Raw genomic sequence first — 23,259 nt, forward strand, 5'->3', positions numbered from 1 at the left:
TTTCGTACCAGCCAAAAGATTGCGCCCTGGATGAGCTCTTGTTAGCCTGTGCGGCTCTGACAGAGGAGTGAACAATGAGCAAGGTACTTGATGAGCTGCTGGCGTTGCTGGCGCTGGAAAAAATCGAGGAGGGCCTGTTTCGGGGCCAGAGCCAGGATCTCGGTCTGCGGGCCGTGTTTGGCGGACAGGTAATGGGGCAGGCCTTGTCAGCCGCCAAGCAGACGGTCGAGACCGGCCGTCAGGTTCACAGTTTTCACTCCTACTTCCTGCGTCCGGGGGATGTGACCCGTCCCATCGTCTATGACGTGGAGAATATCCGCGACGGCCAGACCGTCTCCACCCGTCGGGTCAAGGCGATTCAGGGTGGCAAGCCGATCTTCTATCTCAACGCCTCGTTTCAGGTGCCGGCCGACGGCTTCGAGCATCAGGCACAGATGCCCACCGGCATCACCCCGCCGGAAGAGCTCAAGAGCGAGCTGGAGCTGGTGCGCCCCTACGAGAACCTGATCCCGGCATCCTTGCGCGACAAGATCCTCTGCGAGCAGCCCATCGAGATGCATCCGGTGACCCTGGTCGATCCCATTCGCCCGACGGTGCAGGATCCGGTGCGTCACGTCTGGTTCAAGGCCAACGGCCAGATGCCGGACGATCTGCGGATCCACAAATACCTGCTGGCTTACGCCTCCGACTTCAACTTCCTGCTCACCTCGCTGCAGCCCCACGGGGTGTCGTACTGGGAGCCGGATATGCAGGTGGCCACCATCGACCACTCCATGTGGTTCCACCGGGATTTCCGCTTCGATGACTGGCTGCTCTACGTGGTAGACAGCCCGAGCGCCAGCGGCGGTCGCGGTCTGGTGCGTGGCCAATTCTTTACCCGTGATGGCATGCTGGTGGCGAGCACCATGCAGGAGGGGGTGATCCGCCGTCGCGGCAGTTAAGTTGCGCAGCGGAGTCAAAACGGGGTGGCTTGGGCCACCCCGTTTTCGTTGCTGCGATGTGCACGGGCTCTTTGTGCGGGCTCTGCGGGATCAGCCGCCACGCTGGTACTTGAAGCGCTTCTTGCGCCGGTAGGGATAGACATCCTCGAACACCCCCACCTTGATGTTGCTCTGCAGCATCTTCCAGTAGTTGGCGTCGAACATCTCTTTGTGAAGTTGCAACATGATCTCCCGTACCTGCGGCTTTTGCAGCAGGAAGGTGGCGAACTCCTCGGGGAAGATGTCGTTGGGGGCCACCGAGTACCAGGGCTCTGCGCTCCACTCATCCTCGGGGTAGCGCGGCGGCGGGATCTGGCGGAAGTTGCACTCCGTCATGTAGCAGATCTCGTCGTAGTCGTAGAACACCACCCGGCCGTGACGGGTGACACCGAAGTTCTTGAACAGCATGTCCCCCGGGAAGATGTTGGCCGCCGCCAGCTGCTTGATGGCGTTGCCGTACTCCTCCAGCGCGAGCCGTGTCTGCTGCTCGTCCGCCTTGTCCAGATAGAGGTTGAGCGGGATCATCTTGCGCTCGGTATAGAGGTGCTTGATCACCAGCTTGTCGTCGCTGATGGTGAGGGCCGAGGGCGCCACCGTTTTGAGTTCGGCAAGGAGCTCGGGTGAGATGCGATCCAGCGGAAACTCGAAGTTGGTGAACTCCTGGGTATCGGCCATGCGGCCCACCCGATCGTGCTGTTTAACCAGCCGGTACTTGGCCTTCACCTGCTCGTGGCTCACATCCTTGGGCGGGGTGAACTCGTCCTTGATCACCTTGAACACCACATCGTAGGAGGGGAGGGTGAACACACTCATCACCATCCCCTTGATGCCGGGGGCGATGATGAACTGATCCCGACTCTGGGCCAGATGGTGGCGGTAGTGGCGATAGAGCTCGGTCTTGCCGTGCTTCTGGCAGCCGATGGCGTTGTAGATCTCGTAATCGGGCTTGTGGGGCATGATCTGGCGCAGGAAGGCGACAAACAGCGCCGGTTCACGGGCATAAACCATAAAGTAGGCGCGGGCGAAGCCAAACACGATGGAGGCGAGATCCGGCTCGAAGATTACGGTGTCCACATAGATGCTGTGACCGGTGCTGAGCAGGGGCAGGATAAAGGGGAAGACCTGATCTCGGGCCCGGATCAGCCCCACCAGATAGGCCCCCTTGTTGCGGTAAAACACCTCTTTGAGCAGCTCGATGGCAAAGGGCTCGTCATGGAGGATTTGCGGGCCGTTCTCGGCAAGATGTCGGTGGATGTCGACAATATCCCGCTGCTTGTCCTCGTAGGGAAGGGTGAAGCTGTAATCCCCCAGCAGCTGGCTCAGGGTCTGTGGCAAATGGGCCAGATCGGTGCGATAGACCCGCAGCAGGGCGCTTAAATCCGGTTTTTCGCCACGGCTGACAAAGGGGTGGATATAGAGGTTCTCGTCGCGGATATTGCGATGACGAAAGATCCGGCGATAGACGGAGTTGAAGAAGGACTCCGCCACCTCGAAGTTTTCGCATTTTGGCAGCAGATCACTGAAGGCACTCTTGACCTGTTTGAGCAGCGCCTGGGTGGCGTGGTGCTCCCCCATCATCTGGCGGATGGAGCTGGCGGTGGCCCCCACATGGTGGTCATAGAGGCGAATCCGTTCCCGTCCGGCAAGTTGCACCCCCAGCCAGTCACTGTTCTCGAAGCGGCTCTTGCTGCCCTGGGTGATTTCGAGAAACCGGCTGTAAAACGACTCGAAGCGTTGCAGAATCGTCTCGGCGACGGCCTGTTCCAATGGCTGCTGCATCTCTCTCTTCCTTGTGATCTGTCGGGCCGATAGCGCGAAGGATTGGGTGTAATTTGTTCACACGTCAGGCCACTATCGCAACATTGAAACGTCTGTTCAAGTGGCAATTTTCGGGGATAAACGGTAGATTGCGCCCCTGTTTTTGCGACTGTTCAAGAGGCCGTCCGGCCTGTGAGGAAACCCGATGAAGCTCTATTTTGTCCTGGTGGCACCTGCCCGTCCTGCGAATGTGGGGGCGGCTGCCCGCGCCATGAAAACCATGGGATTCGATGCCATGCGACTGGTAGCGAGCCGGGTACACGAAGAGGAGGAGGCGAGCTGGGTGGCCCACGGCGCGCAGGAGATCCTGACTCAGGCCGAGGCGTTCGACACCCTGCCCGAGGCGCTGGCGGACATGGATCTGGTGATCGCCACCACCGCCCGTGAGCGCGGTCGCTACCAGCACTACCTCACGCCGGGGGAGATCCGCGAGCAGATCCGCGCCAAGCCATCGCTCGGCAAGGTCGCCATCGTCTTTGGCTGCGAGGAGTCGGGGCTCTCCAACGAGCAGTTGGCCGAGGTCGATCTCATCAGCTATCTGCCGCTCAAGGTGAGCTACCCGTCCCTCAATCTGGGGCAGGCGATCATGCTCTACGCCTACGAGATGAGTCAGCTGGTGGATGAGCTGAACGCCGACGGCGCCGCCGCGGTAGCAGAAAATTTTGATAACGCCGGGCAGGTTCGGGTGCTGAAAAGCAAAACAGCCGAATTGCTGGGTGAACTCGGGGTTTCGCAGGATGAAAAACTGCACCAATGGGTGATGGACCGGGTGCCCATGCTGCCGCAGCGGGATTTGAACATGCTTCACCTGCTCTGCAAAGACCTTGCACGCCGCTTTGGGCGCAAGTAGCAAAGAGGTTTAAGTTGACAGCCCGCTGCCCGCCGCGGTATTGCTAAAAGCCAGCTTCGTCAACGAGTGTTCGTCATGCAGTTATTCACCAACGTCATCACCACCACCATTATTACCGGTACCACCACAGGTGGCACTGGGGCCGGTTGATGCGCTGACGAACAAGCACAGAAATCAAAAAAGGCCCGTACCCACCCAGTACGGGCCTTTTTGTTGGATTGGTTTTTAGATTGAATTTCATAGATTTACAGGGAGAGAAAGCGATGAGAGTGTTGAAATTTGGCGGGTCTTCACTGGCCGATGCGATGCGTTTTTTACGGGTGGCCGATATCGCGGTCAACACCCACGGCCAATCTCAGGTAGCCCTGGTGCTCTCTGCACCTGCCAAGGTGACCAATCATCTGGTGGCGCTGGTGGAACAGACCAGCCGTGGCATGGATGCCAGTTCCACCCTGTTTGAAGTCAACGGCATCTTCTCCCGCCTCTTGGCCGGGTTGAAGGCGGCCTATCCGGCGCTCGATGACAAGGCGCTGCTGGCCCGTCTCACCGCCGAGCTGGATCAGGTGGAGCGGCTGATGCAGGGCATCCGTCTGCTGGGCCTCTGCCCGGACAACGTGCAAGCGCGCATTCTGAGCCGTGGCGAGAACCTCTCCATCGCCTTTATGCACGAGCTGCTGCGGGTGCGCGGTCTGGATCTGGAGCTGATCGTACCGGAAGAGTTGCTGGTCACCGACGGCGGTTATCTGGAAGCCCATGTCGACATCGAAGCCTCCCGCCTGCGCTTTGCCGCCAAGGGGCTGCGTAGCGATTGCCTCTACCTGATGCCGGGCTTTACCGGTGGCAGCGACAAGGGCGAAACCGTGCTGCTGGGCCGCAATGGCTCCGACTACTCTGCTGCCGTGCTGGCCGCCTGTGTCGATGCCGAGTGCTGCGAGATCTGGACTGATGTCGAGGGCTGCTACAGCTGTGACCCCCGTCTGGTGCCGGATGCTTACCTGCTGAAAACCCTCTCCTACAAGGAGGCGATGGAGCTCTCCTACTTCGGCGCCAAGGTGCTGCACCCGAAAACCATCGCGCCGGTGGCCCAGTTCCATATTCCCTGCCTGATCAAGAACAGCTTCAACCCGCAGGGGCCGGGCACCCTGATCGGCCCCGAGAGCGGCAACGATGACCTGAAAGTGAAGGCCATCTCCGACTTGTCCGGCATGTGCATGTTCAACGTCTCCGGCCCCGGCATGAAGGGGATGGTCGGCATGGCTGGTCGCATCTTCTCCGCCGTCTCCCGCGCAGGGGTCAGCATCGTGCTGATCACCCAGTCATCCTCCGAGTACAGCGTCAGCTTCTGTATCCACAGCTACGACAGCGAGAAGACCCGCAAGGTGCTGGAGCGCGAGTTCGAGCTGGAGTTCAAAAACCAGCTGCTGGAGCCGCTGGATATCATCAGCGATCTGGCCATCATCTCCCTGATCGGTGACGGCATGCGCACCAGCAAGGGGATGGCCGCCCGCTTCTTCACCTCGCTGGCACAAGCCTCCATCAATATCGTCGCCATTGCGCAGGGGTCGAGCGAACGCTCCATCTCGGCGGTGGTGCGGGATCGCAAGGTGGCGGAAGCCATCAAGGCGTGCCACCAGAACTTCTTTGGCAGCCAGCACTTTATCGATCTGTTCGTGGTCGGGGTCGGTGGCGTCGGTGCTGCGCTGGTGGATCAGATCGCCCGCCAGCAACCGGTGCTGGCCGAGCAGGGCACTGGCCTGCGGGTCGTTGCCATCGCCAACAGCCGCCAGATGGCGGTCAACAAGGATGGTCTGAACCTCGCCAACTGGCGCGAACAGCTGGTCGAAGCCCGCGACAGCTTCTCGCTGGAAGGGGTGAAAAAGCTGGTGGAAGACAGCCACATCATCAACCCGGTGATCGTCGACTGCACCTCCTCCGAGGCGGTGGCCGTCCAGTATGCCGACTTCCTCGCCGCCGGTTTCCACGTGGTTACCCCGAACAAGAAGGCCAACACCGGCTCGCTTGATTACTACAAGGCGCTGCGCCGCACCGCCCGCCAGACTCGCCGCAAGTTCCTCTATGAAACCAACGTCGGCGCCGGTCTGCCGGTTATCGAGAACCTGCAAAACCTGATCAAAGCCGGTGACAAGCTGCGCGCCTTCGACGGCATCCTGTCGGGGTCGCTCTCCTTTATCTTCGGCAAGCTGGACGAGGGGATGGCCTTCTCCGAGGCGACCCAAATCGCCCGCAGCAACGGCTTTACCGAGCCGGATCCCCGCGACGATCTCAACGGCATGGATGTGGCGCGCAAGCTGCTCATTCTGGCCCGCGAAGCCGGCATGGCGCTGGAGCTCGCCGATGTCGAGGTCGAGCAGGCGCTGCCGCCGGGCTTTGACGTCAGTGGCGACGTGGAAGCCTTTATGGCCCGTCTGCCCGAAGCCGACGGCTGGTTCCGCGACCAGTTTGCCGCGGCGCAAGCTCAGGGCAAGGTGCTGCGCTATGTGGGCTCCATCGAAGGTGGCAAGTGTAAGGTCGCCATCAAGGCGGTCGGTGGCGACGAGCCGCTGTTCAAGGTGAAAGACGGGGAGAACGCGCTCGCCTTCTTCTCCACCTACTACCAGCCGATCCCGCTGGTGCTGCGCGGTTACGGCGCCGGTACCGAAGTGACCGCGGCGGGCGTCTTTGCCGACGTGCTGCGCACCCAGAACTGGAAGCAGGAGCTATAAGCATGAGTTCAGAGATGTACCCCTCTTATATGACGGAAGGCGGCAGCGTGGTCGCCTACGCGCCCGCCTCCAGCGCCAACCTGAGCGTGGGATTCGATGTACTGGGGGCGGCGCTCGCCCCCGTGGATGGCTCCCTCTTGGGCGATCGGGTGCAGGTGAAAGCGGCTGACGTACCGTTCGCCCTCTCATCCGTGGGCCGCTACGCCCACAAGCTGCCGGATGATCCGAAAAAGAATATCTTGTTCGACTGCTGGGTTGCCTATGGCGAGGCGCTGGAGAAGCGCGGCCTGACACTCAAGCCGCTCGAAATGGTGCTGGAGAAGAACCTGCCGGTCGGCTCGGGTCTGGGTTCCAGCGCCTGTAGCGTGGTGGCGGCGCTGGAAGGGCTCAACGCCTTCCACGGCGAGCCGCTCAATGAGCACGACATGCTGCTGCTGATGGGGGAGATGGAAGGCAAGATCTCCGGCTCCGTCCACTACGACAACGTCGCCCCCTGTTATCTCGGTGGCATGCAGCTGGTGCTGGAAGAGCACGGCGTCATCAGCCAGGGCATTCCGGTGTTCGACGAATGGTACTGGGTGGTCTGCTATCCGGGCACAGTGGTCTCGACCGCTGCCGCCCGCGCCATCCTGCCCGCCCAATATCGCCGTCAGGATTGCCTCACCTACGGTCGTCGGCTGGCTGCCTTTGTCCACGCCAGCTACACCGGGCAGGAGGGGCTGGCCGCCAGCGTGCTGAAAGACGTGATTGCCGAACCCTACCGCGCGGCGCTGATCGAAGGCTTTGCCGAGGTGCGGGCGCAGGCGGCCCAGAACGGGGCGCTCGCCACCGGCATCTCCGGCTCCGGTCCCACCGTGTTTGTGGTGATGAAGGAGCTGGCGCAGGCCGAGCGGATGAAGGATTGGATGGAAGCACATTTCGTGCAGAACGAAGATGGATTTGCCCGGGTCTGCAAACTGGACATGGCCGGGGCACGGGTAACAGGAAGCGAGCTATGAATCTCTACAACATCAAGGACAACAGCGAACAGGTGAGCTTCGCGCAGGCGGTGCGTCAGGGCTTGGGTCGCGAACAGGGGCTCTTCTTCCCCGAACAACTCGAACCGCTCGCCGATGTGGATGCCCTGCTCGATCTGCCGCTGGCCGAACGCTCTGCCCGCATCATCAGCCACCTGTTGGGGGATGAAGTGCCCGCCGCCAAGGTCAGCGAGCTGATCAATGCCGCTTTCACCTTCCCGGCGCCGCTAGTGAAGCTCAAGGATGGCACTTATGCCCTCGAGCTTTTCCACGGCCCGACTCTGGCGTTCAAGGATTTCGGCGGCCGCTTTATGGCCCAGTGCCTCGCCACCTTTAGAACAAATGACAAGATCACTATCCTCACCGCCACCTCCGGCGACACCGGCGCCGCCGTGGCCCACGCCTTCTACGGGCTGGAGGGGATTGAAGTGGTGATCCTCTATCCCAAGGGCAAGATCAGCCCCTTGCAGGAGAAGCTCTTCTGCACCCTCGGCGGCAATATCCGCACCATCGCCATCGACGGCGACTTCGATGCCTGTCAGGCACTGGTGAAACAGGCCTTTGACGACGAGGCGCTGAAAAAGGCCATTGGCCTCAACTCCGCCAACTCCATCAATATCAGCCGTCTGCTGGCGCAGGTTTGCTACTACTTCGAGGCGCTGGCCCAGCTGCCCAAAGCCGACCGCGCCAAGGCGGTGATCAGCGTGCCGTCCGGCAACTTCGGCAACCTGACCGCAGGTCTGATTGCCAAGGCGCTGGGGCTGCCGGTGAAGCGCTTTATCGCCGCCACCAACGCCAACGACACCGTGCCGCGCTATCTCAAGACCGGTCAGTGGGAGCCGCACCAGACGGTCGCGACCCTCTCCAACGCCATGGACGTGAGCCGCCCCAACAACTGGCCACGGGTAGAAGAGCTCTGTTGTCGCAAGGGCTGGGCACTGGAAACTCTGGGTTCCGGCATGCGTGACGATGCCCAGACTCGCGATGCGCTCAAACGCCTGCACCAGCTGGATTACCTCTGTGAGCCCCACGGGGCGATTGCCTGGGATCTGCTGGGGGAACAGCTGGCAGAGGATGAAGTGGGAGTGTTCCTCTGCACCGCCCATCCCGCCAAGTTCAAGGAGTCGGTGGATGAGATCTTGCATCTCGATGTGCCGCTGCCCGGCCCGCTGGCCAAGCACGCCGAGCTACCGCTGCTCTCTCATAACCTGCCAGCCGAGTTTGCCCGGTTAAGGGCGTTTTTGGTGGGTTAAGCTGCGGCGGTGAGATAACAGATGTGAATGAAATCCCCCGATATCGGGGGATTTTTTATTCAGGAAGTCAGCCTTGCCCATCTGCGGACAAGTTGACAGCGCCTCGTGCGCTGGATTACCGTCATGGCTCGTTTGTTTAGAGAGTACCTCCTCCGATGCGCATTTAACCTGTCCGCACCCCGCTTTTGATTCCTCTCCCGCTCGGGAGATCGGGTGCGTCTTACCGTGACAGGTTGATGCTGATTCCTCTTTGTTTTTCCAATCCGTGGACACGTGTCCCTGTCATTTGGCTATGGCTCTTGGTCTGTTGCTCCGGCATCGGCCCAAAGGAGTTCAGATGACCCATATTGCATGTCATATCAAACAGTTGCAGCTGCCCTTCGGTGGATGTACTCAGCCCCTTACCTTTTCTCTGCCCACTGCGGGTGCAATCCTGCTTGGTCGCAACGGCATCGGCAAGAGCCTGCTGCTTGAACTGCTGGCGGGCCAGCGCCGTCCGGTCGCAGGCAAGATTGAGTGGCACCGGCCCATCGGCTGGTTGTCCCAGTTTGTGCCAGAAGGGGAGCGCAGCGTTGGCGACTTTATCGGTTGGGGAGAGCCGCTACGCGCCCTTGAGCGGATTGAGCAGGGCAGCACGGATGAGCGTGATTTCGATCTGCTGGCGGAGCGCTGGTCCTTGCGCAGTGATCTTGCCGCCCTGTTGGCTCAGGCCGGTCTGGCGCTGGATGCTCACCAGCCGCTCGACCGGTTAAGCGGGGGCCAGCTTGGTCGTTTGCGCTTGTTGGCCCTGTTCGCTAATCCGGATCACTTTCTGTTGCTCGATGAGCCGGACAACCACCTTGATGCCGCTGGCATCGACTGGCTGAGCCAGCAATTGGCCAGCCATCGCGGTGGCTATCTGCTGGTGAGCCACGATCGGCGTCTGCTTAATCAGGCGAGCCAGATCTTTGAGCTCGGTGAGGCGGGGCTGCAACGTGCCGAACTGTCGTTTGCGGATTATCTCGCCCAGCAGGCCCACGAGCAGGCGGCCCGCTCGGCCCGGTTGACACAGGCCGTGCGCAATGAAAAGGCTGCGGCGCGCAGCTTGCAAAAGGTGCGCGAGCAAGCGGCCAGACGGGCCGGTCAGGGGCGGCGCGAGCGCGGCTCCCAGGCCAAGGTGGTGCTTGATTTTAAAAAGGATCAGGCAGGCAAATCCCTTGGCAAGGTGCTGGAGCGCCACGAGCGGGGCCACAGTGCGCAGGCGGATGCCAGAGCCGAGGCGACCGCTGCGTTGGCTGCGGTGCAACCACTGGTTATGCAGTGGCCTGCGGGGAGCGAGAGCAAGGGGGCGGCCCAGCCGCTGGTGATCACGGATGCCTGTCACCCGCGTTGGCATGGTCAGCCAGTCACGCTGGTACTGCAACGGGGTGAACGCTGCCTGCTGAGCGGTTGCAGCGGCAGCGGCAAATCGAGTCTGCTGCAGATGCTGCGCGGGGAGCTGGTGCCCGATTTCGGTACTTTTCGTATCAATGGCCGGATGGCCTGCCTCGATCAGGGGCTCGGCCTTATTGCGCGTGATCTCAGCCCGCTTGCCAACCTGCTGGCAGTGGCGCCCAAGCTGGCCGAAAGCGACGCAAGAACCCGGTTGGCAGGGATTGCCCTGCGTGGCGATCGCGCCTTAAAGCCCTGTCATGGTCTGAGCGGTGGCGAGCGGCTAAAACTGGGTTTGCTGATGGTGTTGGCGCAACAGCCCGACCTGTTGTTGCTCGATGAACCGGACAACCATCTGGATCATGCCTCGCGTCAGCTGCTCACACAGGTACTGGCCGACTACCCGGGCACTCTGCTGTTGGTCTCCCACGATCCCGACTTTGTTGCGGGTGTGGGGATTGAGCGGGAGTATTGGTTGGTGGGGGAGGGGAGCTAACCTGTGAACCAGCAACGGCGCGTCAAGTGAGGTGGGTGTCCTCGATTTGCTGTTCCAGACTGTGGCAACCCTCTCTAACGCCATGGATGTCAGCCGCCCCAACAACTGGCCTAGGGTAGAGGAGCTGTGTCGCCGCAACGGCTGGGCGCTGGAGACCTTGGGCTCCGGCATGCGTGACGACGCCCAGACCCGCGCTGCCCTTAAACGCCTGCACCAGCTGGATTACCTCTGCGAACCCCACGGCGCCATCGCCTGGGATCTGCTGGGCGAGCAGCTGGCCGAGGACGAGGTAGGGGTGTTCCTCTGCACCGCCCATCCCGCCAAGTTCAAGGAGTCGGTGGACGAGATCCTGAATCTGGATGTGCCGCTGCCCGGCCCGCTTGCCAAACACGCCGAGCTGCCGCTGCTCTCTCATAACCTGCCAGCAGAGTTTGCCCGGTTAAGGGCGTTTTTGGTGGGTTAAGCTGCTGAGCTGAGATAACCGATAGAAATAAAAATCCCCCGTTAGCGGGGGATTATTGTATGGGTAAAGTTGATTCACGTTCGGTCTGCTGTGCAATAAGGCGGATAACTATCTGGGTTACCCCTCACATTAGCTGCTAAGTGACTGATCTTAATAGAGCTATATCTTGCCGGACGCTCTGTGGTGTCAGGCATTTGTGCTATCTGGTGACAAAGCCTGAAGTGAAAGGGCTTCAGCGCATGATGCGTACTCCATGTCACATGTAAAAGCTTCACGAACGCAATGACATACTATTCGGAATAATGGAATGGACCCGTACGGTTTTTTCGACTGAGGTGGGGATTAAACTTGAGCCAGCCAAGTAATTGCTGGCTCAGAAAAATGGATATTCCAGATTTTTTCACGAAAATGGTGGAGTTTGTGAAAAAAGGTTGTCTCCACACTGTATGACACGATCAAGTGACTGAATCATGATCATTTCATCGGATGTCATTGGTAGTTTTACACTCGCATAGATGCAGTACTCAATCAAAACCTTTAGTCTTTCATTGAGTGCTTTTATCATGTTTAGGTCTATTTCAAAGCAAACTTTGAATGTTGGACTATTCAAGTTATCCTTTAGATTATTATATGAGGCAAAATAATTATGAGGTCTGTGTTTAAGCTCATGTTTCTCTCTGGTATATTCTTTATTTAAATTGAACTCACGCTCGTCTAATGGTATGTCGTTATAAACAGAATGGAATTTTGGAATTGAATATCTATAAGGGTTCCTTTCGATATCATCAAATGGCCCAAGATTATACCCCGTAGATATCATGGCGGCTGCTATTTGTTCATCTATAGTTCTATTTGCTTTATTTTGATAAACAGCCATTAATATATCATTGATTGTGGCTATGTCGCTATTTTTATTTGATTTTTGATCAAAAACTGTTTTAATTTTTTCTTTTGAGAGGATTTTTTTAGATTTTCTAACCCATTTCACCGCTCTTTTTTGATGTTGTTCATGGGTGCTGTTCTCATAAGCAAAGTCAGCTTGCTCCTTTGTGCCTTTATAGATAAGGCCTGTAATCTCCTCTAAAAAAGAGCTTTTTTCTATATCGGCAGGTGAGCAGAAATCTATGTTTGAGGATAAATTTATACCAATAGATGCATACGCCTGCGCAACCAATCGAGAACAAAATTGACCTCGTGTCAGAGAATATTGAGGTTTATTGTCATTCGTAACAATCAATGCTTCTCGGATGCTATATGCGCTCCCACACATATTTCTGGCATATGTACATAAATTCTTTTTAGATTCATCATCTAAGTATGCTTTTGGGCGGAGAACTCGTAGATAATTTTCATTAGGCACTACAATTCTATTTGGGACTCGACTGTAGACGCCTCCTTGTACGGTAGCTTCAATGAGGGTGCCCCCTACATATATCATTGCATGAGAAAAACTACCCTGTGTTTTTTCCATGATTAACTTTGAGTGAATACCTAGCCCGCGTTCAAGGATTATATCACCAGGGATTAGTTTTAGTTCGTTTAAAAAATAATACTCATCATCGTTTTTATCTTTTCTATTTAATATGTTCATAAGTTACGTGGCTGTTAATGGTGGGAATTAGCCTGTCGAGCTAAAGAGGAATTAATCCCCTGAAATAAAACAGGTGCTATGAAAAAATTGATGATGCAACATCCTCCTAAACAAGGCGTGTTTTATCCATTACGTATGTTGGGCTGTGCTCAGCACCAACCTACGAATTGCATTAATTACTGTGCAAAGACCACGGTACTACCCGTGGATTAAAGCTTCCAAAATGCTCCATTAACCAGCGGGGGCAGCAACCCATCGCAGCAATAGGCACCGGATGGCTATGATAAGCCAATCGAATCTGGCCGCACCAGTCAGAAAGTGGCGTAACTGTCAGTAATGATTGGTTTTTTGCGCTGGCTCAACAAATCGCCCTGACCGGGCACCGGATTCCCATGGCCCTTGATTTTATTGGGGTTGGCGGGTGGGACGGGGAAGAGGGTGGTTGGTTTGCCGTTAGGGAAGGGTTGGCCGGGGGCAACCCCGCTCTGCCAATCGGCGCTATAGTGCGGGCGATGGTTGCCCAGCTTCCGGTTGTTCTTGCTGGCGATGCACTGTCATTGTGGTGAAAACCGGTATGTTTTGAGCCTCTCTTCAGGCTGCATCACACCCGAGATGGAGTCTTTGTGTGGTGTCGTTGCAGGGTTTTGAACGAATGAGCCCGATCTGTGATGAACAATATTGTTCATCCCCACGGTAATGCCGTGCTTCCGGCTTTCAACGTGAATGGTCGCACTGAAAGCGCATAACCCCTCCACGACAAGAGGAACCCACGCCACACAACAGCGCACCTTGTCGGTTGCCGATGTCAGCCGGGTTGCTTTAATGCCACTTCTTTCCTATTGCTTGACCAGAATATAAAAATACAGAGCGTCATATCTAAAACCGCAGCCTTGCCAGGGGGCTATATTCGCCGGGCATCTATCTGTCACAAGAATTGGCATCTGACCGGAGCAAGTGGGCATGAATGTATCACTGAGGCATCTGAGGGCGTTTGTTGCTGTCGCAAAAACCGAGAGTTTCACTGCTGCGGCGGGGATCCTTCATCTGACCCAACCAAGTTTGACCAAGGCGATCAGGGAGCTGGAAGAGGAGTTGGGGCTCTCGCTGTTTGAACGCACGACCAGAAAGGTGTTGTTGACCCCCTACGGGATGGCCTTTTTGCCCAGCGCCCAGCAGTTGCTTAACAAGCTGGATCTGGCACTGAAAAACCTGCAGGAGCAGGCCAATGGTTTAAGAGGCACCATCAGGGTGGCCGCTGGTGCCGCCATCTCCACGACATTGTTGCCCGTCGTTATCTCTACGTTTGCACGCCGTTACCCCAATATCACCATCCATCTGTTCAATGACACCAGTGGTGGCGTTATGCGTCGGGTGGGGGCTGGTGAAGTCGATCTCGGTATCGGTTCTTACACGGGGAGTGCGGCGGCTCATGATGTTGCTGCCCGCTATTTGCTGAGTGCCCGCTTGGGGGTGCTGTTTCCCCCTGGCTATCCTGTCGATGATGCCCTCATCGCTGAAAACGATCTGAAAAAAATCCCGCTACTGCGTGACGAGGGCGACACCAGTATTATGTCGGTATTGCACCAAGGGAGTCCTAATTTGTGGGCCGCCCACAATTACCAACTGGTCGTGACAGACTTGATCAGTCAATTCGCCATGGTAAAAGCCGGGGTGGGGGCCTGTATCTTGTCGGCCCTTGCCGCATCTCATCCCTTGTCAGAAGATCTGGTATACAAGTTGATTGATTCCACTCGTCTACGCAGAGAGCTTTATCTTTTCTCCAGAAAAAATGCGGTACCTTCTGCAGCGTTATCACTGTTTATTGATGTGATATATGAAGTATTACCCTCGGTCTATTTCAGGGAGGGCGTTACTATCGAGTCTGGATTGAAGAGCGAAATGTTTATCTAAGCCACATAAAATATTGCCCGATTAATTCTTGCCATGCGCCGAGTGGGGCATACATGGGGCCCTGGCGGTTCAAGAGGATGTATCCAAGCCGTGACAGCGGTTTTATTGACCGCATATTCTGGCGCTGGCGATAGTGGGTGGGTGATGTGTGGATATGACTTCTGCATGGGATCGTAAATAGAGATGGGTGTATCATTCCTCCCCTTATCTGGGGATATTAATTTACTGAGATATCAGCAGTGATGTCACCTCGTATATTCGGAAACGAAAACCGGTGATGGAATTGTCTAATCATCTGGGGCTATGAAATGCAAAAGATGTCAGTTGTGTTTGCTGTGCTGTTTTTTTCCGGGCTGGCTCAGGCTGCGCCCGCGATCTTCTCCCCCGAGGCGGGTGTGTTGTGCGACAAGAAGGCGGGGTTTTGTGCCGACAGTCAGGGGATCTCCATGGGGTTGACCCAGGTCCATCTGGGCGACAAGGCGCAGGCCAAACTGCTGAAAGTGTTCGGCTCGGCCGACGGGGTTGATATGGGCAGCTACACCCTGAGCAATGGTGTGCACTGCGAGAGCAGCGAAAAGCAGTGTTACAAGGATCGCTACTTTCCGCGCACCAAAGAGAGCAAATACAGCGCCATGCTATTCAAGCAGGGCAAGTAATCGTAGCAAGGTTGGCAACGGGGGAGCATGGCTCCCTTTTTTCTTGTCCGATTGCCAAGCCGATCGCAAGGCTGGCGTAAACGGCTTGCCCGTGAGCCATGATGGCGACACTATTGACTCCCTTTGATAAACAGGCTGGTCGCAGCGGTTCGTGACAGCACGGCCAGAGACAAGGTGGGCGTGACCGACCCGGTGCATGCTGGCGATGGCGGGATCATTCGCGGGATAAGAGGAGTAAAGCAGGAATGATGGAAGGGACGGAATGGCGCTGGCTCAATGAACCGGCCGAATGGCACCAGACAGACGGCGGTTTGCAGGTGGTAACGGACAAGCAGACCGATTTTTGGCGCAGCACCTGGTATGGCTTCGAGCGCCACAGCGGGCATCTCTATGGTTGTGAGGTGGCGGGGGAGTTTACTTTTCAGGTCTGCGTCGAGGGGGAATTCACCACCCTCTACGATCAGGCGGGATTGATGCTGCTGCAAGACGAGGTGCACTGGCTCAAGGCGGGGATCGAATATAACGATGCCCAGCCGATGATCGGCAGCGTGCTGACCAATCCGCGCTCTGACTGGGCCACCGGCATTTTCAGCGGCAATCCGCGCCGCTTCTGGCTGCGGCTGACCCGGCTGGCAGACTGTCTGCGCCTGCAATACTCCACCGATGGCAAGGTGTGGCCGCTGTTGCGCCTCGCCCCGTTCCCGCCAAGCGAGCGCTGCTTTATCGGGGTGATGTGCTGCACGCCGGAGCGGCAGGGGCTGGCGGTGCGCTTCTCTGACTTGCGCCTCACGCCGCCCCTTGGCAAGGCGCTCCATGATTTGAGCTAGGCCAGCGTTTGTTGGCGCAGTGAAAGCGTTAACCGGCAGAACCAACAATGTCATCGGCCCGTTGCGCCAGTGGCAGGGTCTATCGAGCGGGAGGGCAGTCGCCCTCCTGCTTTTTTATGCCGGTTGTCCGGTAGGTCAGGAGTGGCGGGTGACTGTGATGGGCAAGCCGTAACAAGCCACGTTGAAAAGCATGCGGTACGAGATGTGGCAGACAACAAGTTGCCGGAACTGGGATCTCGATCGGGGCAACAGGACTTTTGTCCTGCAAGGGGAGGCTAGGCGGGGGCTAGGATGCGCTCATCCACACGAGTCAAACTGGAGCACAACAATAATGACCGCTCATATCAATGCCAACCCGGGCGATTTCGCCGAGACCGTCATCATGCCGGGGGATCCGCTGCGGGCCCGCTATATCGCCGAGACCTTTCTGACCGACGCGCGCGAGGTGACCAATGTGCGCAACATGCTGGGCTACACCGGCTACTACAACGGCCAGCGTATCTCGGTGATGGGCCACGGCATGGGGATCCCCTCCATGGTGCTCTACGCCCACGAGCTGGTGAACGACTTCGGGGTCAAGCGCATCATCCGCATCGGCAGTCTGGGGGCGACCCAGCGCCACGTGCAGATGCGCGACGTGATCCTGGCCCAGGCGGCGGGCACCGACTCCCCGACCAACGCCAAGCGCAGCGCCGGTTACCAGATGGCTACCTCGGCCAACTTCGCCCTGTTGCACAAGGCGTTTACCAAGGCGCAGGAGAAGGCCATTCCGGTCAAGGTGGGCAATATCTTCACCGGCGATCTCTATTACGATCCGGACGACAACCTCATTCCGGCGCTGGAGAAGTTCGGCGTGCTCGGCATCGACATGGAGGTGGCAGGTCTCTATGGGCTGGCCCATCAGCAGGGGATCGAGGCGCTCGCCATCCTGACTGTCTCCGACCACTGCCTGACCGGTGAAGAGACCACTGCCGAAGAGCGACAACTCTCCTTCAACCAGATGATCGAGCTGGCGCTGCACACCGCGCTGTAAGCGCCGCAGCCCGCCCAACCCTGCACGCACCCTGACCCCTATGAGAGATCCAATATGAACAATAAGCTCTCCCTCACTGCCATCAGCTTCCTGGCCAACTTTGTGATGGCCGGTTTTGCGACCCAGTTCGGCATGCTGATCGAACCCATCGCCGCCAAGTTTGGTGCCGACGTCAATCAGGTGGCCTCCATCTTCTCCCTGCTCAATGGCGGGGCGCTGGCGGGCACCATTGCCGCCTTCTTCCTCATCGAGAAGGTGGGTCTCAAGCGGATGACGCTGCTCTGCTATGGCCTGATCGCGCTGGCGGCGGCATCGCTCCATCTGACCGGCTCGCTCTATGTGGTGATGGCGGCCATGACGGTGATTGGCCTGTGCGGCGGGGTGGGGCTCTGTATTGCGGGAACCCTGGTGGTCAGTGTCTGGAAGGCGCGGATGCAAAGCACCATGCTGGTGGTGCAGGATGCCACCTTCAACGTGGCCGGGGTGGTTTTCCCGCTCATCACCACCTACACCCTGACCCACGCCATGGCGTGGAGCTGGAGCTATCTGGCGGTGGGCGTGGTTGCGCTGGCCACCATGCTGGTGGCTGTGCTGACCAACTTCCGCAGTTGCGAGGCGGGCGGCGAGAGCGCCGGTAACGAGCACTCCGAGTGGAACCTTGGCATCATCAGCGGCGGGCTGGGGCTCTTTCTCGGCATGCTGGCGCTCTACACCTTCCTCACCTGGGCGCCCATGTTCGTGAAGAACAAGTTCGGCATCCCCTTCGAGGAGGCGGGTAACATCATCACCCAGTACTGGACGGCGGCCCTGCTCGGCGCGCTGGTCTCCACCGCCATCGTGACCCGCATTGCGATCCGCACCTTCCTGCTGGTGATCATCACCCTGGCGATGGGGATGACGGCGTTTATCGTCACCACCGACAACCTGAGCCAGCTGCCTTACCTCACCTACGGTTACGGCTTTGTCTGCGCGGCGCTCTACAACGCTTTTATCGCCTACGGGGTGTCATTTGTGCGCCAGGCATCGAGCAAGAACGTCTCCTACATCCTGATCAGCGGCAGCGCGGGGGCCATGTTCAGCCCGGCCATCAGCGCCATGTTCGAGCAGGTGATCGGCTTGCAGGCTGTGATGTACGCCATCCCGATGATCTATGGCGTGATCCTCGCCATGCTGGTGGCGTCGCTGCGCATGGCTCGTCCTCAGCCCTGTCTCGCCTGAGCGGGAGAATAAACAGCAAGAGGGGCGGTATCGACCACCCCTCTTTTTTGTCTTTAACCGGCAACTGATGCCTGCGACTTATGGCTGCTCCAGAAACGCCTTGAGCCCCGCCAGATCGCGGATCCGCAACCCCTCTTCGCCGCGCTCCACCAGTCCCTTTTCCATCAGCTCCTTCACCGCCCGCCGGTAGACCCGGTCCGTGGTGCCGAAACGCTCTGCCTCCTGATACCCCTTGCGAAAGCCGCTCACCGGATTGTCATGACAGTGGCTGTGATAGAGGTCGAGGGCAATGTTGTAGCTGATGGGGTAGAGCATGCGGCAGGTGAAGATATCTACCGTATCCTGATAGTCGATGGCAATGGCGGTGGCAAAGAAGAGCGCCACCTTGGGGTGGGCGACCAGCGCCTGCTCCAGCTGCTCGCCGTCGATGCGGGCCACCTCAAGGTGCTCCTCGGCGATGATGTCGAGCTGGCAGCGATAGCCGGTGAAGAACTCCATCTCGCCAAACAGCTGGTTATCGCACTCCAGCGTGCCGAGCTGAAAGCGGCGGCCATTCATGGCGGTGTGGCCCATGGCGATGCGGCCGCTTGGCACCAGCACCAGATCCCGCAATAGCTCCCCCTGACGCATCAGGGGTTCCCCTTCCGGGATAAGGCGCCGCTCCGTGATGCAGGATTCTACTACTTGCACGATAAGATCGTGGCTGGCCTGCCAGTGGGGCTGAAAGCGCCCCTTGAGAAGGGGTTTTAGTTGCATGGAGTGTGCGCACCTGCTGAAAACAAACGGCTATTACACACCCTTGCATCGGGATATGCCAGCCCTGCACTGCGCAGTGGCGCGCCCCGATATCGGGAGGTCACATAGAGAGCAAAAGTGAGACATAAAAAAAGCGCCCGCAGGCGCTTTCATTTGGCTGTTTCAGCCTGGGTTGGCCAAACAGGCTTAGCCGATCAGGCTGGCCCACAGGTCATATTCGTCGGATTCGTCGATCCGTACCTTGACCATGTCGCCCGGCTTGAGGCCGGTTTCGCCGTTGAGGTAGACCAGACCGTCGATCTCCGGCGCATCGGCGAAGGCGCGGCCAGTTGCGCCCTCTTCGTCCACTTCGTCGATGATGACAGTCATCTCCTGACCCACTTTGCGGGCCAGCTTGCGGATTGAGACCTGCTGTTGCAGCTCCATAAAGCGCTGGAAGCGCTCTTCCTGTACCTCTTCTGGCACTGGATCCGGCAGCTCGTTGGCCAGCGCCCCTTCGACCGGGCTGTATTTGAAGCAGCCGACGCGATCCAGCTCCGCCTTGTCGATGAAGTCCAGCAGCATCTGGAACTCTTCCTCGGTCTCGCCCGGGAAGCCGACGATAAAGGTGGAGCGCAGGGTGATCTGCGGGCAGATCTCGCGCCACTTCTGGATCCGCTCCAGGGTACGCTCGACCGTACCCGGGCGCTTCATCAGTTTCAGGATGCGCGGGCTGGCGTGCTGCAACGGAATGTCGAGGTAGGGCAGCACCTTGCCGTCGCGCATCAGCGGGATGACGTCATCCACGTGCGGATAAGGGTAGACGTAGTGCAGACGTACCCAGATATCGAGCTTGGCCAGCTCTTCGCACAGGGCGACCATGCTGGTCTTGACTGGCATGCCGTCGTAGAAACCGGTGCGGTGCTTCACATCGACGCCGTAGGCGGAGGTGTCCTGAGAGATCACCAGGATCTCCTTCACGCCGGCTTCTTTCAGGCGCTTGGCTTCCGCCAGCACTTCGCCGATGGGGCGGCTCACCAGATCCCCGCGCATGGAGGGGATGATGCAGAAGGTGCAGCGGTGGTTGCAGCCTTCGGAAATCTTCAGATAGGCGTAGTGGCGCGGGGTCAGTTTGACGCCGTGGGCCGGCACCAGGCTGGTGAAGGGGTTGTGTTCCGGTTTGGCCACATATTTGTGGACGTGACCCAGCACCTCTTCGTAGGCGTGGGGGCCGGTGATCTCGAGCACCTTGGGGTGGATCTCGCGGATCTGGTTCTCTTTGGCGCCGAGGCAACCGGTGACGATCACCTTGCCGTTCTCGGCCAGCGCTTCGCCGATCGCTTCCAGCGACTCTTGCACCGCGCTGTCGATAAAGCCGCAGGTGTTGACGACGACCAGCTCGGCATCGTCATAGCTGGGCACCACATCGTACCCTTCGGTACGCAGCTGGGTCAGGATGCGTTCTGAATCGACCAGGTTTTTGGGGCAACCCAAGGAGACGAATCCTACTTTGGGGGCCTGTTTTGTGTTGGACATCGCTCAATCACTCTTAGGTGGCTCTTATTCAAGGGCGCGGATTTTACCGGAATGGTTAACCAAAAACTATACAGCCAGCATGGCAGAACCGAACAATATCTCCGGGCAGGCAGGATTGGGTCGTACCAATGGCCGGAAGTGACGCGTCCTTGATGAGGCTATTGCCCCTGTCGCGCGGGCCTGTTACGGGGATCCCGCTTTGTTGGCTTTCCTGTCATTTTCGGCTCAATGGCAGGGAGGGTTGCAACGGGAGTCACTATACTCCCACCACGGGGATACGGTGGAGAAGACGATGGAAAGTTCATTTGGCGAGAGAATGCAGAGCGTGCATGCCACGCTGCGCGAGCGTTTTGACAAGCTGAGCCGGGTGGCCATCGCGATTTATGATCCCCATACGGATCAGCTCAAGACCTTCGCTCACAGCACCGAGGGGCACTCGCCGCTGGTGCAGTATGAGGTGAAGCTGAGCGATGTTCCCTCCCTGCGCTATCTGGCGGAGCACAAGCAGCCCCGGGTGCTCGGCAATCTCGACGCCCTGCGTGGCTCGGCGTCGGAGCACAGCCGCAAGCTGCTGGAGGCGGGCTATGCCTCCAGCTATACCGAGCCGCTGTTGTTCAATAGCAAGCTGTTTGGTTTTCTGTTTTGCGATGCCATGGAGCCGGGCTACTTCAACGAGCCGATCCGCAGCGAGCTGTCGGCCTATGCCCAGGTGTTGTCGGCCATCATTGCGGTGGAGTTTTTCTCCATCCAGACCCTCGGCGGTGCGCTAACTACGGCGCGGGAGTTCAGCCGTTATCGGGATGAGGAGACCGCCAACCACCTGCACCGGATGTCGGCCTACTCCCGGCTGATCGCCAGGACACTGGCACCGAGTTGCGGCTTGAGCGATGAGGAGGTGGAGTTTATCTATCTCTTCTCGGAGCTGCACGACATCGGCAAGATCGCGGTGCCGGATGCCATTTTGCTCAAGCCGGGCAAGTTGGCGCCGGAAGAGTTTGAGGTGATGAAGAGCCACCCCGGCAAGGGGCAGGAGATGATCAACCTGATGATCAACGAGTTTGGTCTCGATGGCATTCACCACACTGACATGCTGACCAATATTATTGCCTATCATCACGAGCGTTTTGACGGCACTGGTTACCCGCAAGGATTGGCGGGGGAGGCAATTCCGCTGGCAGCCCGCATCGTGACGGTGGCCGATGTGTTTGATGCCCTGACCAGCGAGCGCCCCTACAAGCAGGCCTGGCCGTTCGAGACGGCGTTTGCCTATCTGGAAGAGCATGCCGGCAGCCAGTTTGATCCCGCCTGTGTTGCCGCGGCCCTGCACAACAAGGCCGAATTTTATGCCATCTATCAGCAGTATCAGGATCCAGCCCGTTCGGCGGGAGAGGCGGCCAGCGGTGCTGAGCCGGGTTGAGCGGTCGTGGTGAGTGCGGGGGCAAGCGGCGGTTCAAGCATGGCGAGGAACAACAAGAGAGGGGGCACCAGCAGGTGCCCCCTCTCTTTTAGGCGCCTTTCTATTCCATGCGCCTTCATTTTGCCGACCTTGTATCTGCGGCTATGGCGGCCGCGGCCAGGTTACTTTTTGGGCGTCGGCTCGCTGATCTGGTGGAGGTGATCGGCGCAGGCGCTGGAGCAGCCACAGGGGCGCACCTCTTTATCCTCTCGCTTCTGGGCAAGCTGGTATTGGCGCCACCAGATGATGGTGCCCATGGCCAGGATCAGCACGAACGAGGCGAGCAGGCTCAACAACCAGATGGACATGATCTCTTCTCCTTGATGGTGATGACATGCACGGCGATGGCATCAGTGATGATGGCAGCAACCGCCCTGTTGGCCTGCGCCCTCACTGTCGTGACAACAAGTATGGCCTTGCCGTGGGCTATCTGCCTGATGGCCACCACTGGCGCAACAGTGACCTGAGCTGCTGTTGCAACCACCATGACAATGGGCATGGCTGTGGCCAGCGCCAACAGGCTGGATGGCACGGATCGCCGCCTTGCTCTGATGACGGCGAGACGGGCGGCCCTGACTGGCCTCGGTGAGAGGTTGCAGATTGGCAGGGGCCAGCAGCGCGGGTAGCGGCAGGCGGGTAGAGCGGCACTGCAGTACCCGGATATTGGCTGCCAGCAGGCGGCCCAGCATCCGCTCGCCGATATTGCGCACCACCACCTGACCCACCTGATGATGGGCGAGGGCGTCGAGCAGCCCCTGCTTGCCGTGGCAGCCTTCGGCTGCGGCCGGGTTGGCCAGGGTGGCGATGACGCTCCCTTCGGGGCTGAGGATCTGCAACTGCTCGGCACGGGTAAAGTGGCCGGCCAGCAGGCCCTGACTCAGCATCAGGGCGCTGTTACAGGGGATGTTTGTGACAGCATTCATTTCGGATCTTCTCCACTGGTTTGGTGGTCGGGCTCGGCGGGTTGCATCATCAATGCCTTGCCCAGACTCAGACACTCCACCACCTTGTAGCGCCCTTTTTTCAGGATATTGGCCAGGGTCTGACGGGAGACCCCCATCACCAGAGCGGCCTCCTGCTGCTGCATTCCTTGAAGGTCGACGAGGCGCAGCGCCTCGAACTCGTCAGGGGCCAGGGTGACCTGCTCCAGCTGTTGCATGGGGCGGCCATTGGGTTTGAAGCAGCTGTTGGCGGGGCGGCCACAGATCTGGCGGGCAATCTTGGGTCTTGGCATGGTGGCTCCTAATTGGCATACGCCACTTATACGCTTGTATGTGGCATATGCCA

Annotated in this window: 19 protein-coding genes and 1 pseudogene; 13 read left to right on the plus strand and 7 right to left on the minus strand. The window is 58.5% G+C overall.

Features of this window, described 5'->3' with window-relative positions:
- Positions 1 to 74 precede the first annotated feature (74 nt).
- A complete protein-coding gene (tesB, locus tag I6G90_RS01015; RefSeq protein ID WP_058053101.1) occupies positions 75 to 941 on the plus strand; it encodes an acyl-CoA thioesterase II in 867 nt (288 codons plus the stop codon).
- 90 nt (positions 942 to 1,031) lie between these two features.
- Here the strand turns inward: tesB and aceK are convergent, their stop codons facing one another.
- Positions 1,032 to 2,759, minus strand: a complete 1,728-nt coding sequence (gene aceK, locus I6G90_RS01020; protein WP_058053100.1) for a bifunctional isocitrate dehydrogenase kinase/phosphatase — start codon at positions 2,757 to 2,759, stop codon at positions 1,032 to 1,034.
- A 184-nt stretch (positions 2,760 to 2,943) separates the two neighbouring features.
- Between aceK and I6G90_RS01025 the strand changes: the two genes are divergently transcribed.
- The 6 genes and pseudogenes from I6G90_RS01025 to I6G90_RS01050 form a co-directional block, all read left to right on the plus strand.
- Positions 2,944 to 3,648 (plus strand): tRNA/rRNA methyltransferase, encoded by a 705-nt coding sequence (locus tag I6G90_RS01025; RefSeq protein ID WP_197929316.1) that lies wholly within the window; start codon positions 2,944 to 2,946, stop codon positions 3,646 to 3,648.
- Positions 3,649 to 3,911: 263 nt separating this feature from the next.
- Positions 3,912 to 6,371: a bifunctional aspartate kinase/homoserine dehydrogenase I gene (gene thrA / locus I6G90_RS01030; RefSeq protein ID WP_197929318.1), complete on the plus strand. Its 2,460-nt coding sequence runs from the start codon at positions 3,912 to 3,914 to the stop codon at positions 6,369 to 6,371.
- A gap of 2 nt (positions 6,372 to 6,373) precedes the next feature.
- The gene (thrB, locus tag I6G90_RS01035) at positions 6,374 to 7,369 is read left to right on the plus strand and encodes a homoserine kinase (RefSeq protein WP_197929320.1); all 996 of its coding nucleotides are present in this window, start codon (positions 6,374 to 6,376) and stop codon (positions 7,367 to 7,369) included.
- Complete coding sequence (gene thrC, locus I6G90_RS01040) at positions 7,366 to 8,640, plus strand: threonine synthase (RefSeq protein WP_197929321.1); 1,275 nt, start codon at positions 7,366 to 7,368, stop codon at positions 8,638 to 8,640. Before thrB ends, thrC begins: the two co-directional genes overlap by 4 nt.
- A 337-nt stretch (positions 8,641 to 8,977) precedes the next feature.
- A complete protein-coding gene (locus tag I6G90_RS01045; protein WP_197929322.1) occupies positions 8,978 to 10,546 on the plus strand; it encodes an ATP-binding cassette domain-containing protein in 1,569 nt (522 codons plus the stop codon).
- Between the two features lie 55 nt (positions 10,547 to 10,601).
- Positions 10,602 to 11,009 (plus strand): annotated as a pseudogene (locus tag I6G90_RS01050) (threonine synthase); the annotation flags it as partial.
- Positions 11,010 to 11,409: 400 nt separating this feature from the next.
- Here the strand turns inward: I6G90_RS01050 and I6G90_RS01055 are convergent.
- On the minus strand, positions 11,410 to 12,600 hold the full coding sequence (locus tag I6G90_RS01055; protein WP_197929323.1) for a C40 family peptidase: 1,191 nt from the start codon (positions 12,598 to 12,600) through the stop codon (positions 11,410 to 11,412).
- A 960-nt stretch (positions 12,601 to 13,560) separates the two neighbouring features.
- Between I6G90_RS01055 and I6G90_RS01060 the strand changes: the two genes are divergently transcribed.
- From I6G90_RS01060 to tsgA, 5 genes are all read left to right on the plus strand, one after another.
- Positions 13,561 to 14,511: a LysR family transcriptional regulator gene (locus I6G90_RS01060; protein WP_139709032.1), complete on the plus strand. Its 951-nt coding sequence runs from the start codon at positions 13,561 to 13,563 to the stop codon at positions 14,509 to 14,511.
- Between the two features lie 317 nt (positions 14,512 to 14,828).
- On the plus strand, positions 14,829 to 15,167 hold the full coding sequence (locus I6G90_RS01065) for a YcgJ family protein (RefSeq protein WP_197929324.1): 339 nt from the start codon (positions 14,829 to 14,831) through the stop codon (positions 15,165 to 15,167).
- 245 nt (positions 15,168 to 15,412) lie between these two features.
- Complete coding sequence (locus I6G90_RS01070; RefSeq protein ID WP_197929325.1) at positions 15,413 to 15,994, plus strand: DUF1349 domain-containing protein; 582 nt, start codon at positions 15,413 to 15,415, stop codon at positions 15,992 to 15,994.
- A 331-nt stretch (positions 15,995 to 16,325) separates the two neighbouring features.
- Positions 16,326 to 17,027 carry a purine-nucleoside phosphorylase gene (gene deoD / locus I6G90_RS01075; protein ID WP_197929326.1) on the plus strand — a complete coding sequence of 234 codons (702 nt, stop codon included), beginning with the start codon at positions 16,326 to 16,328 and terminating at the stop codon, positions 17,025 to 17,027.
- A gap of 54 nt (positions 17,028 to 17,081) precedes the next feature.
- Positions 17,082 to 18,245, plus strand: coding sequence for an MFS transporter TsgA (gene tsgA / locus I6G90_RS01080; RefSeq protein WP_197929327.1), 1,164 nt, complete (start codon positions 17,082 to 17,084; stop codon positions 18,243 to 18,245).
- Positions 18,246 to 18,323: 78 nt separating this feature from the next.
- Here tsgA and I6G90_RS01085 read toward each other — a convergent pair whose 3' ends face one another.
- On the minus strand, positions 18,324 to 19,001 hold the full coding sequence (locus I6G90_RS01085) for a Crp/Fnr family transcriptional regulator (RefSeq protein ID WP_197929328.1): 678 nt from the start codon (positions 18,999 to 19,001) through the stop codon (positions 18,324 to 18,326).
- Between the two features lie 186 nt (positions 19,002 to 19,187).
- Positions 19,188 to 20,516: a 30S ribosomal protein S12 methylthiotransferase RimO gene (gene rimO, locus I6G90_RS01090; protein WP_197929330.1), complete on the minus strand. Its 1,329-nt coding sequence runs from the start codon at positions 20,514 to 20,516 to the stop codon at positions 19,188 to 19,190.
- Between the two features lie 292 nt (positions 20,517 to 20,808).
- Here rimO and I6G90_RS01095 point away from each other — a divergent pair, with 292 nt between their 5' ends.
- Complete coding sequence (locus I6G90_RS01095; RefSeq protein ID WP_197929332.1) at positions 20,809 to 21,933, plus strand: HD domain-containing phosphohydrolase; 1,125 nt, start codon at positions 20,809 to 20,811, stop codon at positions 21,931 to 21,933.
- A 161-nt stretch (positions 21,934 to 22,094) separates the two neighbouring features.
- On the opposite strand, the gene I6G90_RS01100 is transcribed toward I6G90_RS01095, so the two are convergent.
- From I6G90_RS01100 to I6G90_RS01110, 3 genes are read right to left on the minus strand one after another with little or no spacing between them, the layout of a single operon-like run.
- Positions 22,095 to 22,280, minus strand: a complete 186-nt coding sequence (locus tag I6G90_RS01100) for a hypothetical protein (RefSeq protein WP_127008414.1) — start codon at positions 22,278 to 22,280, stop codon at positions 22,095 to 22,097.
- Positions 22,281 to 22,322: 42 nt separating this feature from the next.
- Complete coding sequence (locus I6G90_RS01105; protein WP_197929334.1) at positions 22,323 to 22,895, minus strand: NifB/NifX family molybdenum-iron cluster-binding protein; 573 nt, start codon at positions 22,893 to 22,895, stop codon at positions 22,323 to 22,325.
- Complete coding sequence (locus tag I6G90_RS01110; RefSeq protein ID WP_111807368.1) at positions 22,892 to 23,206, minus strand: DUF134 domain-containing protein; 315 nt, start codon at positions 23,204 to 23,206, stop codon at positions 22,892 to 22,894. Before I6G90_RS01110 ends, I6G90_RS01105 begins: the two co-directional genes overlap by 4 nt.
- Positions 23,207 to 23,259 lie beyond the last annotated feature (53 nt).

It is taken from the genome of Aeromonas allosaccharophila (assembly GCF_016026615.1).
GTDB classification, from domain to species: Bacteria; Pseudomonadota; Gammaproteobacteria; order Enterobacterales; family Aeromonadaceae; genus Aeromonas; species Aeromonas allosaccharophila.